This is a genomic window from Bacillus sp. EU63 (assembly GCF_038592915.1).
Taxonomy (GTDB): domain Bacteria; phylum Bacillota; class Bacilli; order Bacillales; family Bacillaceae; genus Bacillus; species Bacillus velezensis.
The window spans coordinates 1,343,613-1,368,670 of the sequence record NZ_CP151944.1 but is presented as its reverse complement, the minus strand read 5'-3'; the positions used below and the strand labels follow the sequence as shown (position 1 = coordinate 1,368,670).

At 43.3% G+C, this 25,058-nt stretch carries 25 protein-coding genes, 1 pseudogene and 2 riboswitches; of the genes and pseudogenes, 7 read left to right on the top strand and 19 right to left on the bottom strand.

Features of this window, described 5'->3' with window-relative positions; all coding sequences use genetic code 11:
* Positions 1-182 precede the first annotated feature (182 nt).
* From stoA to NYE38_RS07110, 4 genes are all read right to left on the bottom strand, one after another.
* Positions 183-677, bottom strand: coding sequence for an endospore biogenesis thiol-disulfide oxidoreductase StoA (gene stoA, locus NYE38_RS07125; RefSeq protein WP_017417663.1), 495 nt, complete (start codon positions 675-677; stop codon positions 183-185).
* 62 nt (positions 678-739) lie between these two features.
* The gene (locus tag NYE38_RS07120) at positions 740-2,080 is read right to left on the bottom strand and encodes a polysaccharide biosynthesis protein (RefSeq protein ID WP_003154663.1); all 1,341 of its coding nucleotides are present in this window, start codon (positions 2,078-2,080) and stop codon (positions 740-742) included.
* A 115-nt stretch (positions 2,081-2,195) separates the two neighbouring features.
* A complete protein-coding gene (locus tag NYE38_RS07115; RefSeq protein WP_014417591.1) occupies positions 2,196-2,819 on the bottom strand; it encodes a cell wall hydrolase in 624 nt (207 codons plus the stop codon).
* A 274-nt stretch (positions 2,820-3,093) separates the two neighbouring features.
* On the bottom strand, positions 3,094-3,288 hold the full coding sequence (locus NYE38_RS07110) for a hypothetical protein (RefSeq protein WP_014304905.1): 195 nt from the start codon (positions 3,286-3,288) through the stop codon (positions 3,094-3,096).
* Positions 3,289-3,451: 163 nt separating this feature from the next.
* On the opposite strand from NYE38_RS07110, the gene NYE38_RS07105 reads away from it, so the two are divergent.
* On the top strand, positions 3,452-3,637 hold the full coding sequence (locus tag NYE38_RS07105; protein WP_003154669.1) for a YkvS family protein: 186 nt from the start codon (positions 3,452-3,454) through the stop codon (positions 3,635-3,637).
* Positions 3,638-3,709: 72 nt separating this feature from the next.
* Here NYE38_RS07105 and NYE38_RS07100 read toward each other — a convergent pair whose 3' ends face one another.
* On the bottom strand, positions 3,710-3,985 hold the full coding sequence (locus NYE38_RS07100) for a DUF3219 family protein (protein ID WP_014417589.1): 276 nt from the start codon (positions 3,983-3,985) through the stop codon (positions 3,710-3,712).
* 698 nt (positions 3,986-4,683) lie between these two features.
* Between NYE38_RS07100 and NYE38_RS07095 the strand changes: the two genes are divergently transcribed.
* Complete coding sequence (locus tag NYE38_RS07095; protein WP_017417662.1) at positions 4,684-6,438, top strand: AIPR family protein; 1,755 nt, start codon at positions 4,684-4,686, stop codon at positions 6,436-6,438.
* Positions 6,439-7,625: 1,187 nt separating this feature from the next.
* On the opposite strand, the pseudogene NYE38_RS07090 reads toward NYE38_RS07095, so the two are convergent.
* Positions 7,626-7,838, bottom strand: a pseudogene (locus NYE38_RS07090) (7-cyano-7-deazaguanine reductase); the annotation flags it as partial.
* 136 nt (positions 7,839-7,974) lie between these two features.
* Entirely contained in the window at positions 7,975-8,721 is a 747-nt protein-coding gene (locus tag NYE38_RS07085) for a glucose 1-dehydrogenase (protein ID WP_224443613.1), read from the bottom strand.
* Positions 8,722-8,889: 168 nt separating this feature from the next.
* On the opposite strand from NYE38_RS07085, the gene NYE38_RS07080 reads away from it, so the two are divergent.
* Positions 8,890-9,258, top strand: a complete 369-nt coding sequence (locus NYE38_RS07080) for a winged helix-turn-helix transcriptional regulator (RefSeq protein WP_017417659.1) — start codon at positions 8,890-8,892, stop codon at positions 9,256-9,258.
* Between the two features lie 517 nt (positions 9,259-9,775).
* On the opposite strand, the gene queF is transcribed toward NYE38_RS07080, so the two are convergent.
* The 6 genes from queF to NYE38_RS07050 form a co-directional block, all read right to left on the bottom strand.
* Complete coding sequence (gene queF / locus NYE38_RS07075; RefSeq protein WP_017417658.1) at positions 9,776-10,273, bottom strand: preQ(1) synthase; 498 nt, start codon at positions 10,271-10,273, stop codon at positions 9,776-9,778.
* A gap of 17 nt (positions 10,274-10,290) precedes the next feature.
* Positions 10,291-11,022, bottom strand: coding sequence for a 7-carboxy-7-deazaguanine synthase QueE (gene queE / locus NYE38_RS07070; protein WP_017417657.1), 732 nt, complete (start codon positions 11,020-11,022; stop codon positions 10,291-10,293).
* A complete protein-coding gene (gene queD / locus NYE38_RS07065) occupies positions 11,015-11,455 on the bottom strand; it encodes a 6-carboxytetrahydropterin synthase QueD (RefSeq protein WP_025650398.1) in 441 nt (146 codons plus the stop codon). Before queD ends, queE begins: the two co-directional genes overlap by 8 nt.
* Positions 11,456-12,115 (bottom strand): 7-cyano-7-deazaguanine synthase QueC, encoded by a 660-nt coding sequence (queC, locus tag NYE38_RS07060; protein ID WP_003154679.1) that lies wholly within the window; start codon positions 12,113-12,115, stop codon positions 11,456-11,458.
* Between the two features lie 96 nt (positions 12,116-12,211).
* Positions 12,212-12,256: riboswitch (PreQ1 riboswitch) on the bottom strand.
* Positions 12,257-12,364: 108 nt separating this feature from the next.
* Complete coding sequence (locus NYE38_RS07055) at positions 12,365-13,486, bottom strand: hypothetical protein (protein WP_257988936.1); 1,122 nt, start codon at positions 13,484-13,486, stop codon at positions 12,365-12,367.
* Positions 13,487-13,583: 97 nt separating this feature from the next.
* A complete protein-coding gene (locus NYE38_RS07050) occupies positions 13,584-14,621 on the bottom strand; it encodes a membrane protein (protein WP_017417655.1) in 1,038 nt (345 codons plus the stop codon).
* A 401-nt stretch (positions 14,622-15,022) separates the two neighbouring features.
* On the opposite strand from NYE38_RS07050, the gene clpE reads away from it, so the two are divergent.
* From clpE to motB, 3 genes are all read left to right on the top strand, one after another.
* Entirely contained in the window at positions 15,023-17,119 is a 2,097-nt protein-coding gene (gene clpE, locus NYE38_RS07045; protein ID WP_017417653.1) for an ATP-dependent protease ATP-binding subunit ClpE, read from the top strand.
* Between the two features lie 169 nt (positions 17,120-17,288).
* Positions 17,289-18,104, top strand: coding sequence for a flagellar motor stator protein MotA (motA, locus tag NYE38_RS07040; RefSeq protein WP_007408461.1), 816 nt, complete (start codon positions 17,289-17,291; stop codon positions 18,102-18,104).
* Positions 18,076-18,861 (top strand): flagellar motor protein MotB, encoded by a 786-nt coding sequence (motB, locus tag NYE38_RS07035; RefSeq protein ID WP_017417652.1) that lies wholly within the window; start codon positions 18,076-18,078, stop codon positions 18,859-18,861. Before motA ends, motB begins: the two co-directional genes overlap by 29 nt.
* Before the next feature lie 35 nt (positions 18,862-18,896).
* Here motB and NYE38_RS07030 read toward each other — a convergent pair whose 3' ends face one another.
* Positions 18,897-19,343: a MarR family transcriptional regulator gene (locus tag NYE38_RS07030; protein WP_003154686.1), complete on the bottom strand. Its 447-nt coding sequence runs from the start codon at positions 19,341-19,343 to the stop codon at positions 18,897-18,899.
* A gap of 198 nt (positions 19,344-19,541) precedes the next feature.
* Here NYE38_RS07030 and NYE38_RS07025 point away from each other — a divergent pair, with 198 nt between their 5' ends.
* Positions 19,542-21,059, top strand: a complete 1,518-nt coding sequence (locus NYE38_RS07025; protein ID WP_050586618.1) for an ATP-binding protein — start codon at positions 19,542-19,544, stop codon at positions 21,057-21,059.
* A 210-nt stretch (positions 21,060-21,269) separates the two neighbouring features.
* Here the strand turns inward: NYE38_RS07025 and NYE38_RS07020 are convergent, their stop codons facing one another.
* The 5 genes from NYE38_RS07020 to mtnW all read right to left on the bottom strand — a co-directional run bounded on the left by NYE38_RS07020 (position 21,270) and on the right by mtnW (position 24,865).
* Complete coding sequence (locus tag NYE38_RS07020) at positions 21,270-21,530, bottom strand: aspartyl-phosphate phosphatase Spo0E family protein (RefSeq protein ID WP_003154690.1); 261 nt, start codon at positions 21,528-21,530, stop codon at positions 21,270-21,272.
* A gap of 280 nt (positions 21,531-21,810) precedes the next feature.
* The gene (locus tag NYE38_RS07015) at positions 21,811-22,347 is read right to left on the bottom strand and encodes a cupin domain-containing protein (RefSeq protein WP_022553435.1); all 537 of its coding nucleotides are present in this window, start codon (positions 22,345-22,347) and stop codon (positions 21,811-21,813) included.
* Positions 22,348-22,362: 15 nt separating this feature from the next.
* Positions 22,363-22,992: a methylthioribulose 1-phosphate dehydratase gene (locus tag NYE38_RS07010; protein WP_022553436.1), complete on the bottom strand. Its 630-nt coding sequence runs from the start codon at positions 22,990-22,992 to the stop codon at positions 22,363-22,365.
* Positions 22,950-23,654: a 2-hydroxy-3-keto-5-methylthiopentenyl-1-phosphate phosphatase gene (gene mtnX / locus NYE38_RS07005; protein WP_017417648.1), complete on the bottom strand. Its 705-nt coding sequence runs from the start codon at positions 23,652-23,654 to the stop codon at positions 22,950-22,952. Before mtnX ends, NYE38_RS07010 begins: the two co-directional genes overlap by 43 nt.
* A complete protein-coding gene (gene mtnW / locus NYE38_RS07000; protein ID WP_044801329.1) occupies positions 23,651-24,865 on the bottom strand; it encodes a 2,3-diketo-5-methylthiopentyl-1-phosphate enolase in 1,215 nt (404 codons plus the stop codon). The genes mtnX and mtnW overlap by 4 nt, the downstream gene beginning before the upstream one ends.
* 81 nt (positions 24,866-24,946) lie before the next feature.
* Positions 24,947-25,046, bottom strand: a riboswitch (SAM riboswitch).
* Positions 25,047-25,058: the final 12 nt, after the last annotated feature.

The window sequence follows — 25,058 nt, the reverse complement described above, 5'->3', positions numbered from 1 at the left end:
ACAGCCGCCTGACAGGCAGCATTTTCACAGTGTTATCGCAGTGTTTTCTTTATTATAGCATGCCGGCGGAAGATTTCAATTATAATTGTTTTAATTTCTTTTTGATAATAATTATCATTAGTGTTTCTTCAGCTGTTCATTATATTCAAAAAAGGTGCGGGAAGAATTCCTCCCGCACCTTTTTATTTCTCTGACCATTCTTTTAATTGTGAGGCGGTCATCGGACCGACGATCTTTTTTTCGATTTCTCCTTTTTCATTCAGCAGAAATGACGTGGGAATCGTCATGACATCGTATTCCTTCATAAGCTCGCCTTTCGTGTCAAGAACAATCGGGAAAGTGAGATGGTGCTGACTGACAAAGTTTTGAACGGTATTTTTGTTTCGCTCGGCATTCATCAGATTTACCGTTACAAGGCTTACATCATCGGACTGATGCTGTTCATAATACGTTTGGAATTGCGGCAGTTCTTTTTTGCACGGCGGACACCACGATGTCCAAAAATGCAATATCGTTTTCTGCCCTTTATTCGGAATCGATATCTCGTCTCCTTCAATCGTCTTCATCAGAAACACGGCGGGAACTGCCTGTTTTTCTGATGAGGCGTTTGCTTCAGGCATCCAGACGGCGGCAGCTATCAAAAGGACTGCACATACAATTAGGCGGTTTTTATGCATATGATCTTCCTTTCACGCGTTTCGGATAGCTTGCCCTTCCTTATTGAAATGTATCAGCCTTTTCAGCTTTCGATCCGGGGCGCTGTTCTTCCGCCGCCCGTCAAAAACACGGAGACACCGAGGTCTTTGCAGATCGTCGCGTAATGTAAACTTGTCAGAAGAATCATCCCGGTATTCATGCCGAGTATAATGCCGAGCATTTGCAATTCCGGCATAGAACCGAGCACATACATCATCGAAAGCCCTACAATGCTGCTCCATACGTTATGATAAAACGCCGTTTTCACGTGGCCGATGCCGATCAGACAGGCCTGAAGCGGCATCACAAACAGATGAAAAAGAAAAAACGGCCACAAAAGCTGCAAATAATACTGCGCTTCCGGAGACTGAAAAAACAAATGGGTCAGCGGGCCCGCGAACTGAAACATGACCCAGACTGCCGGAATGCCGTAGCCGAATGTAATAAAAATCGCTTGTCTCAGCCGTTTCAGCACAATATCATATTGGGACAGCGCATACGCTTCTGAAATGCTGGGAATCATGACGACCATCAGCGAATGGGCGATAAATGCGGGAAACGAACCGATTGTCATCGCTACACCGGCAAGCATGCCGTATTGATCAATCGCGGCTGTCCCGGCTGCCCCGGACGCCAGCAGCGCTCCTTTCACTAAAAAGGGTTCAATGGCGTTTGTCACCGCATGAAATATACGAAGTCCCGTTGTCGGGATGGATACGGCCAGGAGGCGTTTCCGCACGTCTTTCCCGCGAAGATGAATGTGCTGATGGCCGGAAAGCGCCCTCCGCGCCAAAATAAACTGCGTATACAAGTAAACGAACACCACAACATCGCTTGCGACCAGCACAAATAACGAAATGAGCACGGCCATATCAATTTCAAAAGAGTACCATTGAAAAAAGATAAACAGACAAAGCACTTGAATGATTTTTTTCAAGACATTCGCAACCGCGATTTTTCCCATTTGCTGCACACCCATAAAATAACCTCTGGCGATGGATGTAAAAGCGACGACTGGAATCAGCCCGATGACAATCCCTTTAATAAACGGGTGATACGTATCGAATACAGGAATGAACGGCAGCGCGATGCTTGCGGCCGCGGTTGAAAACGCGGTAAAAACGGCGGTCATTCTGAAGGCATGCCGGAGCATGCTTTCATGCAGCTTCTGATTGGATTCCGCGATGAATTTTGAAATAGAGATCGGAAGCTCCAGACTGGCGATCACGATAATTAAAAAAATGGTGGGCAGAATGCTCATGTAAAGCCCCATCCCATGCTCGCCAAGCTCCCGCGCCAGTATCATATTCACGACAAATTCCAGACATTCCGCGAAAAAGGCGGCGATGGATAAAAGAATGATCCCTTTCACAAATCGATTCATGGTGTCTCTCCTTGTCTCTCGTTCTTCCATCATCATATGAGACAAGTTCTGAAAATATTTTCGATTTCTCAAAATTGAAAAAAGCATAGCCGGGATATTTTTGATCCCGCTATGCTTACATCGCAAATACGTGTCTGCCGATCCGCTCGATAATTTTTCGCGAACGGATCCAGTGGTCAGATGCCGTTTTCGGATTGTAGAAAAACAACGCGTTCGTTTCTCTGCCCGGATGATCAAGCGCCTCATTTGCGGCGGCGACGGAATCCTTATCCGGCTTTTGATTAATGCTTCCGTTTGCTACCGGTTCAAATGCATTCCTTTGATAGATCACACCCCGAATGGTATCCGGGAAGCCGTTTTTTTCAGTGCGGTTCAGCACTACGCTGGCTACCGCAACCTTCCCTTTATAAGATTCACCTTTCGCTTCTGCGTGAACGAGACGTGCCAGAAGTTGTCTGTCAGCGCGGGAATACGTTTTTTTCGGCGGCTGATAAGCCGTCTCTTCCGGTTTTGCTTTCTTCTCTTGGTGAGATGACAGCTTTATCGGTTGGATAGAATGCTTATGATCCGTTTTTGAAAGCTTCGGAACCGAGCTTTTTTTATTTAAATCAGCAACCAGTGTGCTGGGTTCTTGCTTTGGCTTCTTCGCAAAAGTAAACAGAGCTTCTGTATGTTCAATTTTTGATGCAGGCATAAAACATAGAAAAAAGACAGCCAAGGCAGCAAATTTTGTCGTCATACGATTTCCTCCTTAAATACTTCACTACCTTAACAAGAGCTGTGCGCAAATTCACGGTTAAAGATTTTCCAGTGCTCCCAATCAGCTTTTATGATGGAAGAAGTTCGTTAACAGCCTTGTTATTGGCAGGAAAACAGCCGTCATTTTCACAACATTAACCAAATAGCAGTAAAAGTATCCATCGGAGGGATTTTACATTTTGTTTACATCTGTTACAGCCAGATGAAATGAGAAACTGAAACCCCAAAAAAGACTCCTCAAGTGCGAGGAGCCGTCAGCTTCTTGGCTGTTCTAAATACTGAAATATAACATCTCCGCCCTGCTGGGCAATACCGCGGAAATGCTTAAAATCTTCCTGCTTCGACAAAACCGCTCGAAATGCAAGAAAATGTTCTTTCTGCACCCTGAATTCTTTGATTTCACCGGTGCGCATTTGGTTGATACGTTCTGAAATTTCCTCAGGCAGCAACGAATACAGCCTCCTTTTCTCGGCTTTTTCCCGAAAAACAATATACCATCTTTCCCCCGCTGGGACAATGATTGAGCGGGCTGATACCCATATCGCTTTACTTCTTAAAGAAAATACTGCAAAATATTTTCAAACAGGATTTATGATAAAGGAGAGGAAGCTCGTGAAAATTGCTAAGGTTGGAAACGTCATTGAATTTAAAAACGGATTAACCGGTATTGTTGAAAAAGTAAATGAAAACTCCGTCATCGTTGATGTAACCATCATGGATAATTATCGTGACCTTGAATTAGATTCCCTCACTGTCGTCAACCATAAGAATTATAAAATCATCAGAGACTCCTATTAAACCCCCCCGAACATCCGAACCATTTACATATCCCGCACAAAAGCTGCCGCCCGGCAGCTTTTTCAAATGAATTCAGATCTCGGTCATTTCTACATAAAAATCACCGGTCTCATCTTTATTGTAAAGATTTGTGACGGATGTATAGTAGTTGGTTATTTTACCGCGGAATTCAAGCCCGCGCTCGGGCGCCTTGATGTCAAATGTTTTTTCATACAAAAGGACGGCAATATCATGATACGTTTCAGAGGTCACCTTCAATACAAATGAAATCATACGGCCGTTTTTGCCCGCACTTTCTTTACAATCATACATTTTCAGCCTTACACCGTTTAACTCTAACGGCTCCATAACGAACACTCCTTCTTTTTACAGGACATGCTATCATGCTGACCATTCCTTTACAATTGATCCGCTCCGAATGAGAAAAAACAGCGCAGGTCTTTACAAACATACGTTCCCTATTTTATAATGAAACAGACGAGCTGCCATCCAGCACCCGTCACGTAATGAAGCGGCGAGTACACTCCCCCGGGTTTACTCGTCTTTTTAATACTGAACTTTCATGTACTATTTATTCTTTGGCAGGAAAATCATGCATGGAAAAGGAAAAGTGGAAACTTAATTTAAATATCGTTTTTGTTATACAATGATTACAACTCACCCACTTTAGAAAAACCGCTAGTCAATTTCAATACTTATCTTTCGATGTCATTACCCAAATTCAATATCACATCAATTTAACTCCAAAAAATCTCCTTTTCGATATCAATATCCCCTTTATAGATATTTAACATTAATAATACTCACAAAACCAAACAAGGGGTATATTGTAATAACCCTGATCTACTCTTATTTTCTTAAATAGAAGCGACTTTAAATCACAATACTCTTACATGTGGAATACACTCAACTTATATTTCTAACCAATACATTTCACTCGATATTGTTCAATTCAAACGACCCTCGCAAAAACAAACTTATGGATATAATGTAATTAATTTGATATTGTTATTAACGACTAATTAAAATTGAAAAGAGTGAGAATTTTGAGTAACCAATTGACTTTATTAAATGTTCATTTAGATGATTATATAAATAAAAATGGCAACCAATTTCAAACAAAAGATAAAGCATTTGAGGTGTTCTCAACCGAACAAATATTTAAAAACCAAGACATTGCATTTGACGAAGCATTACTTGGTTTAGTTGGTGATAGTAAGGATTACGGGATTGACGGAGTCTATATTTATTTGAATGATGAATTAATCAATAACCTAGAAGAGGTTGAAATCCAAAGTAAAATGAAACTAGACCTCCATTTTCTTCAATATAAAAATACTAACACCATTAATGAATCTGTGATTGATAAATTTATTGTAGCAACGAACATTATATTTGATTTAGACAAAGATTTAGAATCAATAAAAAAAGCTGTTTCTGAAAATCTTATCGAAAAAATTTATTTAATACATAATATAATTAAGAAAATAGCAATAAAGCATCCAACATTGAACATTAATTTTTATCATGTTTGCAAAGGAGATAAACAAAAGATATATGGCCCCAAGTATAAGAACCATTCATATCTAAATAAAATCAGTATTTTAAGAGAAAAGACACTTCAATCAAATCTAGGCAAAATGAATTTTAATTATAAACTTATTGATGCTGAATACATATTAAACCTTTTACGTAAAGAACCAGACTATTCGCTTGCATTAAAACTAAATGAAAACCCAATTGCTATAGATTACAGAGAATCCGATCAAAGGGGTTATATTGCTTCTGTAAATGTGAAAGAATATTATAAATTTCTATGTGATGGAGATAATACTTTAAGAAAATATCTGTTTGAATCTAACATTCGGGATTTTCAAAACAATACATCTGTAAATAACGACATAGCAGAAACTCTTAGGGAAAAAAATGAATTTGATTTTTGGTGGTTAAATAACGGGATAACTATTATTGCAGAAAATGGGACATTGATTGGAAAAACACTACAATTAGAAAATATCCAGATTGTAAATGGTTTACAGACTTCACATACTCTTTATAACGCCTTCAGCGTTGATCTTCCTAAAAATGATACCCGTTCGATATTATTAAAAATTATAATAACAAATAAAAAAGAAACAATGGACACTATTATCAAGTCAAATAACTCTCATAACCCTGTACCTCCAGCCTTATTAAGAGCTACTCATAAGGTACAAAGAGACATCGAAGATTACTTCTTAGCGAACGGCTACTTTTATGATAGAAGAAAAAATTATTATAGAAATCAAAACAAGCCGATAAAAAAAATAATTTCTATAAATTATCTATCTCAATGTATAACATCAATTGTTGAAAAAAACCCATCAAAAGCAAGATCAAACCCAACAATTCTTACTAAAAAGGAGAGTGATTATAATAGACTTTTCCCAGATAATAGACCGATGGAAACTTACCTTCAATCAATAAAATTGATGAAACGAGTTGAACAATTTATAAAGCAAGTGTTTGCACCAAATGACGATATAGATATTGCTCTATCAACACATTACAATTTCCATATATCTAGGGTGCTTGCTTCTGTAGTATTAGATAAAGCTCGGTTCAATGGCGATAGAGATTTATGTAACATAGACGTAGAACATATAACTGATGAAATAATCTTTACAGCGTATAGCTTTACAAAAGAATTAGTTTTAAAATATTCTGAGGAAATCTCCCAAACAAACTTAACCTACGTTTCAAAACAAATCGCATTAAGTGACTTTATAAATGAAAATATTTCAGACCTAATTACAAAATGAATAACAACATCTTAAGTGTTTTAGGGGGTAACTTGAAATTTTACCCCTTTTTTATCTCTGAGTTTTATCGAAGACTACAAATTAAAAATGACAGTCCCACACTAGATATAGAAGACATGATCTAAAAAAAACCGGTAATTGTGACCCTGTCCAGTCTAAATTGAAAGGTAATTTCTTGGCTAACCTCACCGAATAGTCTCCCTTCTCGTTTATGAACCGATTATCGAATATGTACATCTTCTTTTGAATAGTCTTATTTTTATACAAGTTTAATGGGATTGCTGATTTTAATTGACTCCAGTACCTTCTATCCATTTACCCGTGTTTTAACTTGTATTTTTAGATTTTCATCTCCAATATGCTACAAAATCTTTTTTCAAGCTGGCTGGCTCAAATTCAAAATGACGATCTCTGAAATAGCAAATCTGCTCCGACTGGTCTTTCTGAAGCTTATCCGATCACTCCTCTACTATTTATGCGGACCCCTCTTTTGACACACCTGCTTTTAATCTGCGGAAACTTTCGATAACCATCAGAGAACTGCCGCCCGTTTTCTCCTATGTATCGATTTTCACATTGTGTTTGCGTATACCTTAAAAGCGACTGGATGTGCTTGAATATGCTAGGCCGAATTTAACCATTGGAAATCTTCGGATCGAGCACTCTTCACTTTAATGCAAACAAATTTCCATTTTGAATGACTGCGATATAACACTCCGTATTGCCTATCTTAGGGTACGTAAATCTCTAATCGGCAGGTCGCCTTTTACAAAAAGCTCGACGGCCGCTCGAATTAATTTGCGGTAACCCCGCCCCCTTTTTCTGATCGTTATCTATCGGCTTAGAATCTGTTTGCCTTTGTATAATGTGTAAGTGTTGAATGATTTTTCGACAAGGTCGATGAAACTTTTTTCATCCGTTATTTATTAATTGTGAATATACACTTCGGAAAATGGACAAAAAAATAACCCCGCCTAAAAAGACGAGGTCACTTCAGTCACACTTACGTTCATTATCGACTCTATTTTATTCTAATTACGGGTCACACTGCGCTGTGACTCGGTCACATTTCCGTCTAAAACTGACGCTAAATGTTCGGGTTTTACCGTGACCTCACTCCGTTTCACACTTCGTATCACAACCAGGGGTATTTAGGTTATATTCCGAGACCGTACTCCGTCTGAAAATTAACGGTTGTCAATCGTCTCCGGGTACATATCATGATTCTTCATCCGATGTTCGGCCATTTTTTCATATTTTGTTCCCGGTCTGCCGTAGTTTGTATACGGGTCAATGGAGATTCCGCCTCTAGGCGTGAATTTGCCCCATACTTCAATGCAGCGGGGGTTCATTAATTCGATCAAGTCATTCATGATGATGTTCATGCAATCCTCGTGGAAGAAAAGGCAGGTCAAAGTCTTGTCCCATAAGTACTTGCTCTAGACATTAATCATGAAGTCACACCAATTTCACACCTTACCAAACGATTGATTTTAACCTTTTTTGGGGACTATTTGTAATCTCTACGAAGTGAAATTATACCTGTGCTAGCCCGCCATCTACGAACAATTCAACACCCGTCAAGTAACTGCTTTCGTCTGAAGCAAGGAAAGATACAGCGTTTGCTACTTCTTCAGGTGTCCCAACTTTTCCAGCTGGAACAGTATTTCTGCTATTTTCCATTACTTCTTCAAGTGCATCACCAAAAAGCTCATCGTAGGCAGGTGTAAGAATAGCTCCTGGACTAACCACATTTACACGGATTTCAGTACCTTTTAGGTCAAGAATCCAGTTGCGAACTAGTGCTCTTAATGCTGCTTTAGATGCTCCATATACACTAAACGCTGGGTTGCCAATTGATCCAGCAGTAGAGCCCGTTACAATAATAGAACCTGCTTTTTCCGGGAATAGTGATAACGCTTTTTGAACAGTAAAGATGGTTCCTTTAACGTTAATGTCGAACGTTCTATCAACCTGCTCTTCAGTAATTTCACCTAATGGAAGGAAGTTGCCGATGCCTGCATTAGCAAAAAGAATGTCCAACTTACCTTTTTCCTGCTTTATAATGTCATATAGTTTGTCTAAGTCTTCAAGCTTAGAAATATCACCTTGAACACCGGTTACGTTCTTGCCAATTTGGTTAACAGCTTTATCAAGTTCGTTTTGTCTACGTCCCGTGATATAAACATATGCACCTTCGTTTACAAATTTTTGTGCTGCAGCAAGACCAATCCCACTTGTTCCACCCGTTACAAGCGCTATTTTACCTTCAAATTTACCCATACTTAACACTCCTTTAGAATTAATTTTATTTTATGTCTAGTACCTTTAAGTACTTGAAGAACAACTTACAAGATATAGTATCCTTCAGTAAGCACATTATCGGAAGTACCCACTTTTTTGTGATATAGTAACTAAAAAGTAATAAATGTGGAATGGAGAGCTTTAGACATGAAAAAATTTAGTTGTGGGTTTGAAGTGACAAAGGAAGTTATTGGCGGAAAATGGAAAGGCCTTGTATTATACTTTTTAATGAATGGACCAAAGAGAACGAGTGAATTAAAGCGCATTATCCCAAATATAACTCAGAAAATGCTGATTCAAACACTTAGAGAGCTTGAAGCCAGTGGACTTGTGAGCAGAAAGATGTATAATCAAGTACCGCCGAAGGTTGAATATTCATCCACTGAACTTGGAGAATCTCTTAAACCTATCTTGCAGGAGCTCTGTCAATGGGGAAGCCATTATGCGGAGCAAGAGTATGCAGAAGGTGAATATGAAATTGTACAACCAGAACAACTAAAGTTAGGATTGATGTAGCTGCTGAAGTAAATGCTAAACAACTTCAATACCATCACCTAACAGATGAAGAACAGTCAGAAATAAATGAGATATTCAATTTTGAAAGTGAAGTTCTAATAAGAAGTGTCATAGACTATATTCAGGAGAACTTTGATGAAATTCAAAAAAGAGCTGTTTCAATTGTTAAAGAGAAGGTTCAGAAACTTAGCCAAAAAATAAATGAAGATATTGATAATAATATTTAATGCCTATGATCTCTAGATAGGCATTTTTTCATTCGGATAAAAAAGAAAAGACGTACAAATTGTACGCCTTAATCTGCTTCTGTACTATCAATTTTTCACTGCATAAAAGTCACAGTTCAGGTTGCACCTCAGGTCACACTTTTATTGAGCTTAGTGCGGGTCACACTCCGGTCACTTCGGGTCACACTTCGCTGTGACTCGGTTACAATTCCGCTGAAAATTAACGCTGAATGTTCGGATTTTACTGTGACTCCACTTCGTTTCACACTCCGTATCACACAACGGAATAATTACCGATTATCAATCGTCTCCGGATACATATCATGATTCATCATCCGATGTTCGGCCATTTTTTCATATTTTGTTCCCGGTCTGCCATAGTTTGTATACGGGTCAATGGAGATTCCGCCTCTTGGCGTGAATTTGCCCCATACTTCGATATAACGCGGATCCATTAATTCGATCAAGTCATTCATGATGATGTTCATGCAGTCCTCGTGGAAATCTCCGTGGTTGCGGAAGCTGAAAAGATACAGCTTCAGCGATTTGCTTTCCACCATTTTTTCATCCGGAATATAGCTGATGTAGATGGTTGCGAAGTCCGGCTGCCCTGTTTTAGGACATAAAGATGTGAATTCCGGACAATTGAATTTTACAAAGTAGTCACGGTTTACATGTTTATTAGGGAAGGATTCCAGCACGTCCGGTGCATATTCGAACAAATAATTTGTACCTTGGTTGCCTAGTAATGTTACACCTTCTAATTCTGATTCTTTTCTTGTCGTCATGTTCATCTTCCTTTCTATTATACTCCGCGTTTGTTGCCCCATAACAGGGTGTGCAGCTGCGGGAGCACTCTGACGAGATTCAGCTCCGCATCGACAGCTACCTTATCAACAAGCGCTTCATATTTCCCAAGCAAATGTGCAATCAGTGACTGATCATCTGTCGTATGGACGTTATCGTTTCCGACCTGAAGGTAAAATGGAATATTCGGATACCGCTTGTGCACGGTTTTCGCGAATTGCAGATCTTCATCATTAAAAATGACGACCTTTAAGCTGACCGCGTTAAGCCTTTCTGCCGCATCAAGCGAAGACACAATGTGATCGAGCTTTGCAAAATCGGTTGTCATCCCCGAACTTGGCGGCTTCGGTGAAATCGTCAGGTCGTTAATCATTGTGAACCAATCCTGATAGACCGTTCCCTGCGTTTCTAAAGCGGCGCGCACCCCGTGCTCTTTCAGCAGCAGAATCAGCGCGTCAAGCTGCTTTAACAGCGCCGGGTTTCCTCCTGAGATGGTGACATGAGAAAAGGCGTCTCCGCCGATTTCTCTCAGCTCGCGGTAAATGTCTTCCGCTGTCATCCAGCGGATATCTTTTTTGGCTGAGCCGTCCCATGTAAAAGCGGAGTCGCACCAGCTGCAGGAGTAGTCGCAGCCCGCCGTGCGGACGAACATGGTTTTCTGGCCGATAACCATGCCCTCCCCTTGTATCGTCGGGCCGAAAATTTCTAATACCGGAATTCCTTTAGCCATTCCTATCACCTTTTTTCGGGCGGTATACGCAATAGCTTGTCGGGGTTTCCCTGACAAAAACCTGCACGCAGACCGGCTGATTCTCCAGTGTTTCGAGGTAGGACTGCACCTTATCATAAATCGTTTTGGCCACGACCTCGGTCGTCGGCAGTGAATATCTGTCATCTTCAGAAAATTCCTCATGGTCATTCAGCAATGTATGGTCATAAGCGCCGTGCACCAATTTCTTCAGCACGCTGAAATTCACGAGAAAGCCTGAATCATCCAGTTCATCCCCCGCAACTGTAATATTTACCGTATACGTGTGCCCGTGGACTCTGCTGCACGCTCCGGCGCTTTCGCGGGGAATAAAGTGCGCGGCTGAAATGTGCATGTCCTTATTCAACTCAAACGAATAAGGATGCTGAACCTGCGGGTAAATTTGAGAAAGCAATTAGTTCCGCTCTCCTTTCATTTTCATATATTCATCATATCCTTTATTGCGGAGCAGGCATGCCGGGCATTCGCCGCATCCGTCCGCAATGATGCCGTTATAGCAAGTCAGTGTATTATTCTTTACAAAATCAAGCGCGCCGAGCTCATCCGCAAGTTTCCACGTTTCTGCTTTGTTCAGCCACATAAGCGGCGTATGAATGACGAACGGCTTTTCCATCGCCAAATTGACGGTGACATTGCAGGATTTGACAAACTCGTCACGGCAGTCCGGGTAGCCGCTGAAATCAGTCTCGCAAACACCGGTGATAATGTGGCGCGCACCGATTTGATATGCAAGAATCGATGCAAAGGATAAAAATACAAGGTTGCGTCCCGGTACAAAGGTTGTCGGCAATTCCCCGTCCTTCGCTTCAATTTCGATATCATCTCTTGTCAGCGCATTCGGCGCAAGCTGATTTAAAAGAGACATATCAAGCAAGTGGTTTTTGACACCGAGCTTTTCGGCAATCGATTTTGCCACATCGATTTCTTCTTGGTGACGCTGATTATAATGGAATGTAACAGTTTCCACTTCTTCAAAGTTTTGCAAAGCCCATAATAAACAAGTCGTGCTGTCTTGGCCTCCGCTGAACACCACAACTGCTTTTTCTTTTTTCATGTCTTTCTCTCCCTTATCTATCATTCCATAAAAAAAGCGCCTTTTTCGGAGAAGGCGCCCTAAAAAACATAAAAAAACCGTATCCAAGGATACAGCTCGTCCTTAGTTTTTTATAGAGGGTGTAGCTAGAACCTCTCCCGCATCAATACGGATTTTCTTCTTTTTTCACTTTTGCTATCATACCATAATATTGTTTCCCGTGACAATAAAAAAACAGCCTGAAACCTGTGTCAGGCTGCAAAAGCGGATTTAAGCCCCGCGTTTTTTCCCCGGAAATACCATCAGCGCAATCCCGATCAGAACAAATAAAGCAGGCCAGAAAACAGAAACCGGAATGATCGGCTGATACGTCATCATAAAGCAAAGTGCTGTCAAGGTCAGCACCGCAACCGGGATGAGCAGCGCCTTCTGTTTCCCGCCGAACAGCCACAGCTCAAATAAACCGAATGCCGTTGCCAACAGGTAAACAGGCCATGTCACATCGGAGTAGAACCAATTGGTTGCCGTTTCAAAGACAAACAAGAACCCCGTAATCAATAAGATGCCGCCCGGTACGAGAAGCCCCGCGTTTTTGACAGGTTTCGGGCCGAAAATCGGAATGTGAAAAGCGGCGCCCAGCAAAAGAATGAGAACGGGCCAGCCGCGTTCGCTGATGACTTCATTTGCATTGGTGAATATGCCGAAAATGCCCGCGGCGCACAGAACCGCAGCAGCAGTCAAAAGCCCTCTTTGCCTTCTGCCGAACAGCCAGGCTTCAAACAGCCCGAACGCAACGGCAAAGAGGTAGACAGGCGATGTCACATTTGCGTATGTCCAATCCGTCAGCGTTTCAAACCATAACAAGCCGCCCGTCACAAGCAAAATGCCGCCCGGAATAAGAAGGCCCGATCTTTTTTTCGGCTGCATAAAGGCAGCGGCGTGAAACAAAAGCCCGGCTGCGATGATCAAAAGCGGCCACAGCCCCGTCATCAGCATTCCGGCAAAGCATAGTGCTCCCGCGGCTGTCAGGATGAAAGCAGGAATCAATACGCCGATCTTTCTCCCGCCGAAATACCACAGCTCAAACAGACCGAGAGCAGGCGCCCATATATAAACAGGCCACGTCACGCCTGAATACGTCCATCCCGTTGCGGTCTCAAAACAAAACAGGCAGCCCAGCACAAGAAACATACCGCCGGGAACGAGCAGTCCCGCCTGTTCAGGCGTTTTTTTCGCAAAAATAAATCCGGCGTGAAATCCTGCGGACATTATAATGAAAAGAAACGGCCACGCCGAACCTGCGGATATATGTATAACTCCCGCCTTCTGTAAAAAAAACGCAATGCCGATACAAATAAAAATAAATCCCAATAATACACGTCGATCCTTCATCTCTTACTCCTCCCCATCATTTCCCAATTCATTATACAGAAATGGCAGGAAAAAAGAAGGGGAATTCCCAAAAAATACAGACATTTTCCTTATATCCTTATTTTTCTTTCGGGATTTTTTTGCAAATCAATGCGCCGATAAAAGCGAGGCTCACATATCCAAACACCGGGTAAACGGTGGAAATCAGCTGTCCGTAGCCGATTTGGCTGATAATGAAAGCAAACGCCAAAATGCCGCCGTAAATATATGTACTTTTTATATGAAGAAAACTGTTTAATTGTTTTTCCAATCCGTATAGATTGCCGATGACTGACGTAAACACTTCCCCGAAAATAATAAACAAATAAATGATATGAAGCGAACGCGAATACGAATAGACAACTTGAGCCATCGGAATGTCAAACTCCAGCACATCCGGCAGCACCGATAATGATAAAAAGCTCGCGGCAAGCACCAGTGTCAAAAGAACACCGCCTAAATAAGCCCCCTTTCTGATCACCTTCTCTGAAGACATTTCGTTCGCAAGCGGCACAAGGACGGCTTGGGCGAGCGATAAATTTAACGCGCCGTAAGAGACGGCGGACAAAAGCCAATTCCACTTGTCAGGCCATACCCATTCGTCCGCGTTTCTCGTGCTTGTAAATACAAATGAATCAGCTGTCACGATAAAAGAGAAAGAAATTAAAAGCGGCACAACCAATATATTGACGCCGAACACACCTTTAACACCGCTTGTCATGACGGCAAAGCTCAGTACGATCGTCAAAAGGATCCCCGCTTGTGCGGACCATCCAAGCTGTTCATGAAACAGCGCCCCCGCTCCGGACAGCATGACAGAGGTCACTCCCAGCAATATAAACATCATAAACATGTTTACGGCACGGCCGATGGACTGGCCGAATAAATATGTGTTCAATTCCTGATAAGACGCTGCGTGAATCCGTTTGGAAATGATCATGATTTTGGCGCCTAAATATGTAAACATCAGACCGCTTACCACGATACCGAACAGACCGATCCAGCCAAACTTCAGAAAAAACTCAACGATTTCCCGTCCCGTGGCAAAACCGGCTCCGACAACCGTGCCTACGTATACAAATGCAAGCTGACTTGCAGAACCTTTTGTTTGTCCCATTTCTCCCTCCGGCTAAGCGCAGATTTGTCCAGGCCTTTATATATGCTTATGAGACAAGTCGCCCGAAAAGACGAACAAATCGTCCTTCCCCGGAGAAAACAGATTCAGCTCTCTCCTCTAAGCAAAAATATTGAAAGAAAAAAAGGGCCGGCGTATACTCTTCATCAAGAAAGGTCAAAGCATTTCATTTCCTTTCTGACTATATTGGTCAAAAATAATCAAACCTCACAAATATCACTTATCATGCTGTAAACATTTATTTTTCGGGGTTTGAAACAAAATACTTGAAAGTCAAAGAAGGTCAGAGTATACTATTAATCAAAGAAGGTCAAAGTTAAGACCTTATTTTCTAATCCATTTGGTCAAAGATGATCAAACATTTTTCAAGGAGGTTTTGGCAAATGCGTTGTCAACATTGTCAGAAAAACGAGGCGACGATTCGCCTGAACATGCAAGTCAATTCCATTCAAAAACAATTCGTTTTATGTGAAACATGTTATACAGAATTAACCCGAAAACCGTCTATGAGCATGGGGCCGCAATCATTCGGATTCCCGTTTGAGCAAGGTTTCGCTCCCAATCAAAATAAACAGCAGGCCGGCCCTGAAAAAGGCCTGCTCGACGAGCTCGCTCAAAACGTCACAAACGGCGCAAAAGCAGGTCTGATTGACCCTGTGATCGGCCGCGATAATGAAGTGGCGCGCGTAATTGAAATTTTGAACCGCCGGAATAAAAACAATCCGGTGCTGATCGGTGAGCCGGGCGTCGGTAAAACGGCTATTGCAGAAGGCCTCGCGCTTAAAATCGCTGAAGGCGATGTGCCGAACAAATTGAAAAACAAAGAGCTTTACCTGCTTGACGTCGCTTCTCTCGTCGCCAATACAGGGATCAGAGGCCAGTTTGAAGAAAGAATGAAACAATTAATGAACGAATTAAAAGAACGGAAAAACGTCATCTTGTTCATTGATGAGATTCATCTTCTTGTAGGCGCCGGCTCTGCCGAGGGATCAATGGATGCCGGGAACATCCTGAAACCGGCGCTTGCCAGAGGCGAGCTGCAGGTCATCGGGGCGACAACGCTGAAAGAGTACCGCCAGATTGAAAAAGATGCGGCGCTTGAAAGACGCTTCCAGCCTGTCATGGTTCACGAGCCTACAATAGAACAAGCCATCAGCATTCTGGAAGGCATTAAAGATAAATATGAGAAATACCACGGCGTCACATTCAGCAATGAAGCGATAAACGCCTGTGTTACGCTTTCATCCCGTTACATTCAGGACCGCCACCTGCCGGATAAAGCGATCGACTTATTAGATGAAGCCGGCTCTAAGGCGAACCTGGAGCTTGATACCGTAAATGAAGAAGATGCGGCTGAGAGACTCAAAGCAATTGACGCGGAGAAAACAAAAGCGCTTCATGAAGAAAATTATGAGCTTGCCGCGAAACTGCGTGATGAAGAAGCGGCGTTGGAAAAACAGCTGGCGCATGAAACACCGGCCTCTTCACCTGAAATCGGGGCGGAGCATATTCAAGCCATCATTGAACAGAAAACAGGCATTCCGGTCGGAAAACTCCAGGCTGATGAACAAGTAAAAATGAAGGAACTTGAAGAGCATCTTCATCAGCGCGTCATCGGTCAGGAAAAAGCCGTGAAAAAAGTGGCGAAAGCGGTCAGACGAAGCCGCGCCGGCTTAAAATCCAAAAACAGACCTGTCGGCTCCTTCCTCTTTGTCGGACCGACCGGAGTCGGAAAAACCGAGTTATCAAAGACACTCGCAGATGAACTGTTCGGTACAAAAGATTCCATTATCCGTCTCGATATGAGTGAATACATGGAAAAACACGCCGTATCAAAAATCATCGGTTCACCGCCGGGATATGTCGGACACGATGAAGCCGGTCAATTAACGGAAAAAGTGCGCCGCAATCCGTACAGCATCGTGCTGCTCGATGAGATTGAAAAAGCCCACCCTGATGTCCAGCATATGTTTCTGCAGATTATGGAGGACGGCCGTCTGACAGACAGCCAGGGCAGAACGGTCAGCTTCAAAGATACCGTTTTGATTATGACAAGCAACGCTGGAACCGGCGAAAAACAGGTGAAAGTCGGATTCCAATCTGAAGAGAGCGTCCTGGAAGAACAAACGCTGATTGATTCACTGAGCGCGTTCTTCAAACCGGAGTTTTTAAACCGATTTGACAGCATTATTGAATTCCAATCCCTGAAAAAAGAACATCTCGTGAAAATCGTCAGCCTGCTTCTCACAGAGCTTGAAGACACATTAAAAGAGCGCGGCATCAGCCTGAGCGTCACCGATGATGCGAAAGAAAAAATCGCTGAAATCGGCTACCACCCCGCTTTCGGAGCACGCCCGCTCAGAAGAACCATCCAAGAATTGATCGAGGACGAAATGACAGATCTCTTATTGGATGACAACGAAATAAAAGCCTTCCATGTCGTAATGGAAGAGGACGGCATCAAAGTCCGGGCACAATAAGAAAAAAGCGGTTCCCTCCTTTCGGGGAGCCGCTTTTTTGTTTCTTTCTCCATGCCGGAAGGGAGAAACTGTGAAGAATTCGGGAACAATTTCTCAATCACCCTAAAGTTCCATGCACTGCCACCGATATTAACCATAGAAAGCTAGTATAAAGGATTTGGTGAAAACTATGGATAAAACATCGATTATCGGTATCATCCTCGCCTTGATTGCTTTAAGCGTGGGCATGGTGCTGAAAGGGGTCAGCTTAAGCGCACTCGCTAACCCGGCAGCTATTCTGATTATTTTGTTCGGTACGATTTCTGCGGTGATCATCGCATTCCCCGGAAAAGAAATCAAAAAAGTGCCTGCCCTTTTTAAAGTGCTGTTTAAAGAAAACAAACAGCTGACAATTGCGCAATTAATTCCTATGTTCTCTCAATGGGCGCAAATCGCCAGACGTGAAGGTCTGCTCGCATTGGAAGCAAGCATTGAAGACGTGGATGACGCATTTTTGAAAAACGGCCTGAGCATGGCGGTTGACGGACAAAGCGCAGAATTTATCAGAGATATTATGACTGAGGAAGTTGAAGCGATGGAAGACAGACACCAGGCCGGCGCAGCCATCTTTACACAAGCCGGCACATATGCGCCGACACTCGGCGTTTTGGGTGCGGTCATCGGCCTTATCGCCGCTCTTTCCAACATGAACAACACCGAGGCGCTCGGACATGCCATCAGTGCGGCGTTTGTCGCCACCCTTCTCGGGATTTTCACAGGATATGTACTATGGCATCCCTTCGCCAACAAACTGAAACGCAAATCAAAGCAGGAAGTCAAACTGCGTGAAATCATGATCGAAGGCGTTCTGTCAGTGCTTGAAGGACAGGCTCCGAAAGTGATCGAACAAAAACTTCTCATGTATCTTCCTGCGAATGAACGCGCAAAAGTCGCTGAACAAGAAGGAGAGGCAAACAATGGCGAGAAAAAAGAAGAAGAAGCATGATGACGAGCATGTGGATGAGTCTTGGCTGATCCCGTACGCGGATTTGCTCACCCTTCTTTTGGCTCTGTTCATTGTATTGTTCGCCATGAGCTCGGTCGATGCGGCGAAATTCCAAATGCTGTCTAAATCATTTAACGCCGTGTTTACCGGAGGCACGGGTGTTCTTGAATATTCAAGCCTCACCCCTCCTGAAAACGAAAAAGACGGCGTTGATCAGTTAAAAAAAGACAAGGAAAAAGATAAAGAACAGAAAAAGAAAGAAAGAGAAGCAGCCGACCGCGAAGAACTTGAAGGCGTGCAAAAGCAAGTCAATCAATTTATAAAAAATAAAAAGCTTGAAACTCAGCTTGAAACAAAGCTGACTAAAGAAGGACTCTTAATTACGATTAAAGACAGTATCTTTTTTGATTCCGGACGGGCGGATATCCGTCAGGAAGATATTCCGCTTGCCAAGGAAATCTCGAATCTCCTTGTGCTGAATCCGCCGAGGAACATTATCATCAGCGGACATACGGACAATGTACCGATTAAAAACTCACAATATCAATCTAACTGGCATTTAAGCGTCATGCGGGCCGTCAACTTCATGGCTATTCTGACAGAAAACCCGAAACTTGACGCAAAAGTTTTCAGCGCCAAAGGTTTCGGAGAGTATAAACCGGCCGTGTCGAACAAAACCGCTGAAGGGCGCAGTAAAAACAGGCGCGTCGAGGTATTGATACAGCCTAGAAACGCCGCGACTGACCAAAATCAGTAATATAAAAAAGGAAGCCTTTCAAACGGCTTCCTTTTTTATTTCTGATGAAAATGTTTAGCGTTTAACCCCACTCTTTTCAGCATTTCCGTACACATTTCTATCTCTTCATCACTCAGCACACTGATCATTTCTTTAATTTCTTCAGCATGATCGGGGAAAATATCGTCCAAAAGACGGATTCCCTTTTCGGAAATTTGTGCGAAAGTCACTCTTCTGTCAGTCGGCGAGGCTTTTCTGATGAGAAGTTCTTTTTTCTCTAATTTGTCAACAACGTATGTAATACTTCCGCTCGCTAATAAAATTTTGTCGCCGATCTGCTGAAGCGGCTGGTTGCCTTTGTGGTACAGCAGCTCAAGCACCGCAAATTCCGTCGGGTTCAGACCGTGCTTATGAATATGTTTATTCATATGGTCGTTAATAGATCGGTACGCACGTGACAGTACAATAAATAATTTCAATGAGTTTTCTGTTTTATCCGTCATACATTCAATCATCCTTTTACAAAAGAAACCGTTACAGAGAAACATTAATAAACAAAATGAAAAATGTCAACAAAAATGTTTCCAAAATTTCTCTTCTTTTTGTCTGGCCTTAATAAAATAATTTGTTTTTCTATCATTTTGGTTATTTTTTCTTATTAAAGAAGTATAAAAATGATATAATACCTCTATTCAAGTGTAATGTTGGAGCGATGCAGAGTGAATACATTTAAAGGTGCCCGGGGAAAGATCAAACTTTATCTCATATTGGTGATCATCCCGGCACTTATTATCAGCTTTTTCATTAATGAAAAAGAAAAGCAGAAAATAGCCGATAAACACATACAGGAAGCCAGTATGATGCTCAACCTTCACCGCAATAAGCTCAATTATTTAATCGGTGAAACAAAAGCCCGGATGACAACACTTGCGATCGCTGTCGATAAGCCTGTCAATGAAGAAAAGATCATTGATATTCTCGATCAGGCTTTTGAGGATGAACCCAGATTCAGCGGTCTGTATATGCTGAATTCCAAAGGTGATGTCATCGCAAGCACGACTGATCTGAAATCAAAGGTGAATTTGGCCGACCGACCGTATTTTACGAAGGCGAAAAAGACGAAAAAAACGGTTATCACAAATGACTACTCCAGCAGAATTACAGGCCAGCGCATCTTCACGATCTGCGTGCCGGTGTTAGACGCAAAACGGGAAGTCACGGATTATTTAGTAGCCGCCATTCAAGTCGATTATTTGAGAAATATGATCAATATGCTGAGCCCTGACGTTTATGTCAAGGCAACCAATCAGAATAAAGTGATATTTGCCAGCGGACGGGCTGATCAATCAGAAGGGGTGCAACCGGTCAGCGGCTATCTGGATGATATTAATTGGAATATCAATGTTTATCCGAAACCGGTTGAGCTGAACGAGCTGACCAAAAGCGTGCTGCTGCCGATGTCCAGTATTGCCGTGCTGCTGAATATTCTGTTCATCCTCGTTCAATATTATCTGCTTAAGCGCAAGACCCAGCTGGAGCGCGCTCAAAATGAAGCGCAGAAATTGGAGCTGATCGGAACGCTTGCCGCCAGCACCGCCCATGAAATCCGCAACCCGCTTACAGGGATCAGCGGCTTCATTCAGCTTTTGCAGAAAAAATACAAATCGGAGGAAGATCAGCTGTATTTCTCAATTATTGAGCAGGAGATTAAACGGATCAATCAGATTGTCAGTGAGTTTTTAGTGCTCGGTAAACCTACTGCTGAACGGTTGGAAGTGAACTCGCTGCAGGATATTCTTGATGAAATTATGCCGATTATTTATTCTGAAGGGAATCTGTATAATGTGGAAGTGAATGTGGAGATTCTCGTCAATCGGCCGCTCAAGGTCAACTGTACGAAAGACCATATTAAACAGGTGATTTTAAATGTCGCGAAAAACGCACTGGAATCCATGCAGGAAGGCGGCCGGCTGTCCATCTATTTAGAAGCCCGCGACCATAAAGCAGTCATTAAGGTGGCCGACAACGGAATGGGCATTTCTGAAGATATGCTTGAACACATTTTTCTTCCGTTTGTCACGTCAAAGGAAAAAGGCACCGGCCTCGGCCTTGTCGTATGTAAACGAATCATGCTGATGTACGGCGGTTCGATTGACATTCAAAGCGAAGTCGATAAGGGGACAGAGGTCACCATTACCCTCCCTGCCGCTTCACGATGAAAAAAACACCCTGGATCGGGGTGTTTTTTATTTAAAGAAGAATATGTGTAAGAGGATATACCAGAGGAACGGCATCATAGCCGGCAGATAGTACGAGGCGCTTCGTGAGCCGTGCCAGCGGAAAAATCTGCTGACTGTACGCGGTCATCTTTCGGATGCGGCGCTTGATCAGGAAGCGCATTCAGTCTTCGTTATCTGTTTTATCATCAATCATTTGTTTGCTTCATATGCAGGCATGACGTCACCGCGGGAGAACAAGCCTATTTTCTTCACAAGGCCCTGTATTCCTTGGTGATGTGTACGATCACGGTTTACCAGCTGCTGATACGCGTTCATCAGACAGTCCAGTTCCTGGCTGTGCCTGATCGTGTCATATCCTGTAAACCCTTGCCTGTTAGCCGCATCTATCATCATTTTTCTTTTTTTATCAATAGATACAAGCAATTTTTCTTGTTCAGAATAACTGCCCATTCACTTCACCCCTCACCGCTAAAAGAATAGGAAACAAGTTTGATTGGGTTATTGAGCATTATTACAGATTATACTTTATTTGTAAACATTTTTTTACTAAATAACTTATTTTTTCATTTCATATTGGAATCTTTAGCATGAATACGAGAATAATTCCCATTCGGGTAATGATATAAACAGAATGCGGCATATTCAGGAATTAAAAAACAGCCACAGCTGACTTTATATTACAATAAAAAACCTCTCATGCCGGTGGGTGCATGAGAGGTTCGGGCGTCTATCAGTTTTGCACACTTTCATTTTCGTAAATCGGCACCCAGCCCTCAGTCGTCACAAAGATTCGGATTGCGACGACCCGGCGGTCTTTCTGAAGCGTAAAGTAGTGGCGGATGTTCTCCGGAACTGAAATCAAATCTCCCGGATTTAAACGGACGTCGAAAAATGTGCCGTCTTTGCCTTGAATGACGAAGATGCCGTGTCCGCTGACGATAAAGCGGACTTCATCATCCGTGTGGTGATGTTCTCTTTGGAAATTTTTTAATAATTCATCAAGATTCGGCGTGGTATCTGATAAAGAAATGACATCCTGAGACTGATATCCGCGCCGGGCTGAAATGTCCTGAATCTCCGTGTCAAACGCCGCGAGAATCCGTTCTTTTTCATCTTCGGTTAGATCGTATTTTTCCGAAAGCTCAGACGGAAGTTTTTCAATGTTCCACTGCTCATAGATCACCTCTTGCTCGTCTAAGAAGCGCGCTACTTCTTCCTGATGTTCAATGATCGTATTCTTTTCGTCATGAATTCTGATGGTCGCCATTTTCTATTCCTCCTTTTATTTTACCAGCTGCGGACGAAGTGACAGAAGCTTGAGGTGACAGCTGAATAAAAATTCATAGGCTTCCAGCACTCTTTTCGCTTCAAATGCGGTCCGTCCCCATGCCGTAATGCCGTGATTGCGGATTAACACCGCGCCTGATCCGGCGTCCGCATGGTGCGCGAAATTTTCGGCCAATGCCGGGATGTGCGCCGGATTGTCAATGATCGGAACGGTCACGGACGCGTTTTCCTCCCATAATCCGAGCGCCTTAATCATCTCCTGCCCCTGAAAAGTGATTTGTTTTTCATCCCCGTAAAGTTCTGAGATGACATTATTATTGACGGTATGGACATGCAGACAGCAGCCTGCGTCTGTCTTTTGGTATAAGTAAGTATGGAGAAGCGTTTCCGCTGAGGGTTTTAAAGAATGGCCGGTCTCAGCGGGCTTCCCGTTCTCATCGATCAAGAGAAAATCTTCGTCTGTTTCTTTTCGTTTGTCTTTTCCGCTCGCCGTAACGAGAAAAGTCAGCGGCCCGTCAGATACTTTGATGGAAAGATTCCCGCTCGTTGCCGGGAACCAGTCTCTTTCGGCCAGCTCGCGTTTTACCTCGGCAAGTTCGCGCCAGCGTTCTTCTTTTGCAGCCATGCCTGCACCTCCCCGATGTTTTCAATGCCTGTTTTCACCTCATGAAAATCTTGAAAAGGCAGATGCCGGAGGCCGAGTTCTTTGCATTCAGTCAAAAGATAATCTCTCGCAAAACACATATCGGATAACTTTGCAGCCTCGACATCCGTGACCGAATCACCGATCATAACGAGAAATTTCTGCTGATCGGATAGCTTCCGGATGACTGACGGTTTGCAGCAGCCGCATTGATTGGTACAGTCTCCGTCACAGGCGTGCGGCCAGTCTATATGAATATATTCATTGTCAAAGGATGCATGATTGCAGAAAATCCGCTCCTTTTCTACGATCCCTTCCAAAAGCGGATGCACAAAAAAGTCCATTCCCCCGCTTACGATATAAAACGGGAGATCGTTTGAGCGGACAAACGAGACAACATCCAAAAAGCCGTCCCGTATTTTCGCATCCTTCAGGATAAAGCCGGTCAGTTCTTCTTTTAAGCTGCTCGGCAGCAGTCCGAACATCCGGCCGACTCCTTCTTGGATTGATATGCTTTTTGACAGAACACCGTCTTTTAATTCAAGCCACTCAGGAGGCGCGAATTCTTTCATCATGCTGACAATGTTGTCGTTCATGGTGACCGTTCCGTCGAAATCACAAATAATCAGCGGTGTGCGGGTCATACGGCTTCCACCCTTCCCCATTTGTCTAATGCGAGCTGAAGATCTTTGCACGACGCGGCTTTTTCTTCAATCGGCTGCGCTTCAAGCACCGCATCAATGACGGCGCGGAACGCTTTTCCGCCGCCCTCGGCTCCTTTCGGGTGGCCGTGAATGCCTCCGCCGGCATTGATGATGTGATCGATGCCGAAATCGCGCATCAATAATGGCACCATACCGGGGTGAATGCCTGCTGACGGGACGGCAAACGACGGATGAAAGACATCGTCTTTTACACATTCATCATGGATTGCAAGCGCGGACTCCTTCGGAAGAGCAACGGATCCGTAAGGTGACGGAAATAAACTGAAATCAGCGCCGCAATAGCGGTTCAGCTTGCCGAGCAAAAGCGCATGCGACAAGCCGTAAACGGGAGATGATGTGAACGCGCCGCTGACTGCCGGATGCGCCATGATCGGAAGCGGGATTTCCCTGTCTTCAGCAAGGCTCTGCATCACATCTAAACCGTAAGCGAACACATTCAATAAAAGCGCGTCCGCCCCGAGTTCTGCCGCGCGCCTCGCTTTATCCCGCAATTCAGCGGTCCTTCCCGTAAGGTTTACGGCATACAGCGTTTTATGCCCCGTCTCCTCCCGGGTTTCCTTCAGGACTTGTTTTCCTTCGATAATGCGGGTTTCAAACGGAGCCAGTTCATTTTCAAAGAAAATTTCGTCATCTTTAATAAGATCCACGCCGCCGAGCGCCTGCTGTCTGAGCTGTTCTTTAATGTCGGCGAGATCCCGTCCGATCACGCCTTTAAATATGCTCATCAGAAGCGGTCTTTCAAATTCGCCCAGCAGTTTGCGGATGCCGTATATACCGAATTTCGGCCCGGGAAGGGAGCGTTTAAACCCTTCGGAAAATTCAAGATCAGTCAATTTTATTTTTCCGTCCAGTGACAGCTTTCCGAATACCGTCGTCAGGACGGCCGGAATATCTCTTGAAAAGTTCGCCTCGGGATAGGCGATGGTGATGACGGATTGTGTTTCGTTTTCTGAGGTTCCTTCTTTCTCCTCAACTTTTACGACCCGGCCTTTATGTTTTCTGAGCTGTTCCTGCTTCACCAGGGGCAGGTCAGTCCAGGAGCCTACCGTCAGCCCCGCCGCAATCTGTTCCGCCCGCTTTTCACTGTCCGTTGTGTCTGTCAGAAGATATGTTGCCAATACTTCGCTCATGCGTGAACGCCTCTCTTTCTTTCACAAAACATAAAAAAACCTCTTCCGTATGAGCAGAAAGAGGCTTCGTGTTATGTCCGAATCTTATCTCTCAGCTCCTGCTGCAAGAATTAGCACCGTGCTTTATCAGTCGGTTGCCGGGCTTCATCGGGCTCGTCCCTCTGCCTGCTCTTGATAAGAATAATGATTTTAT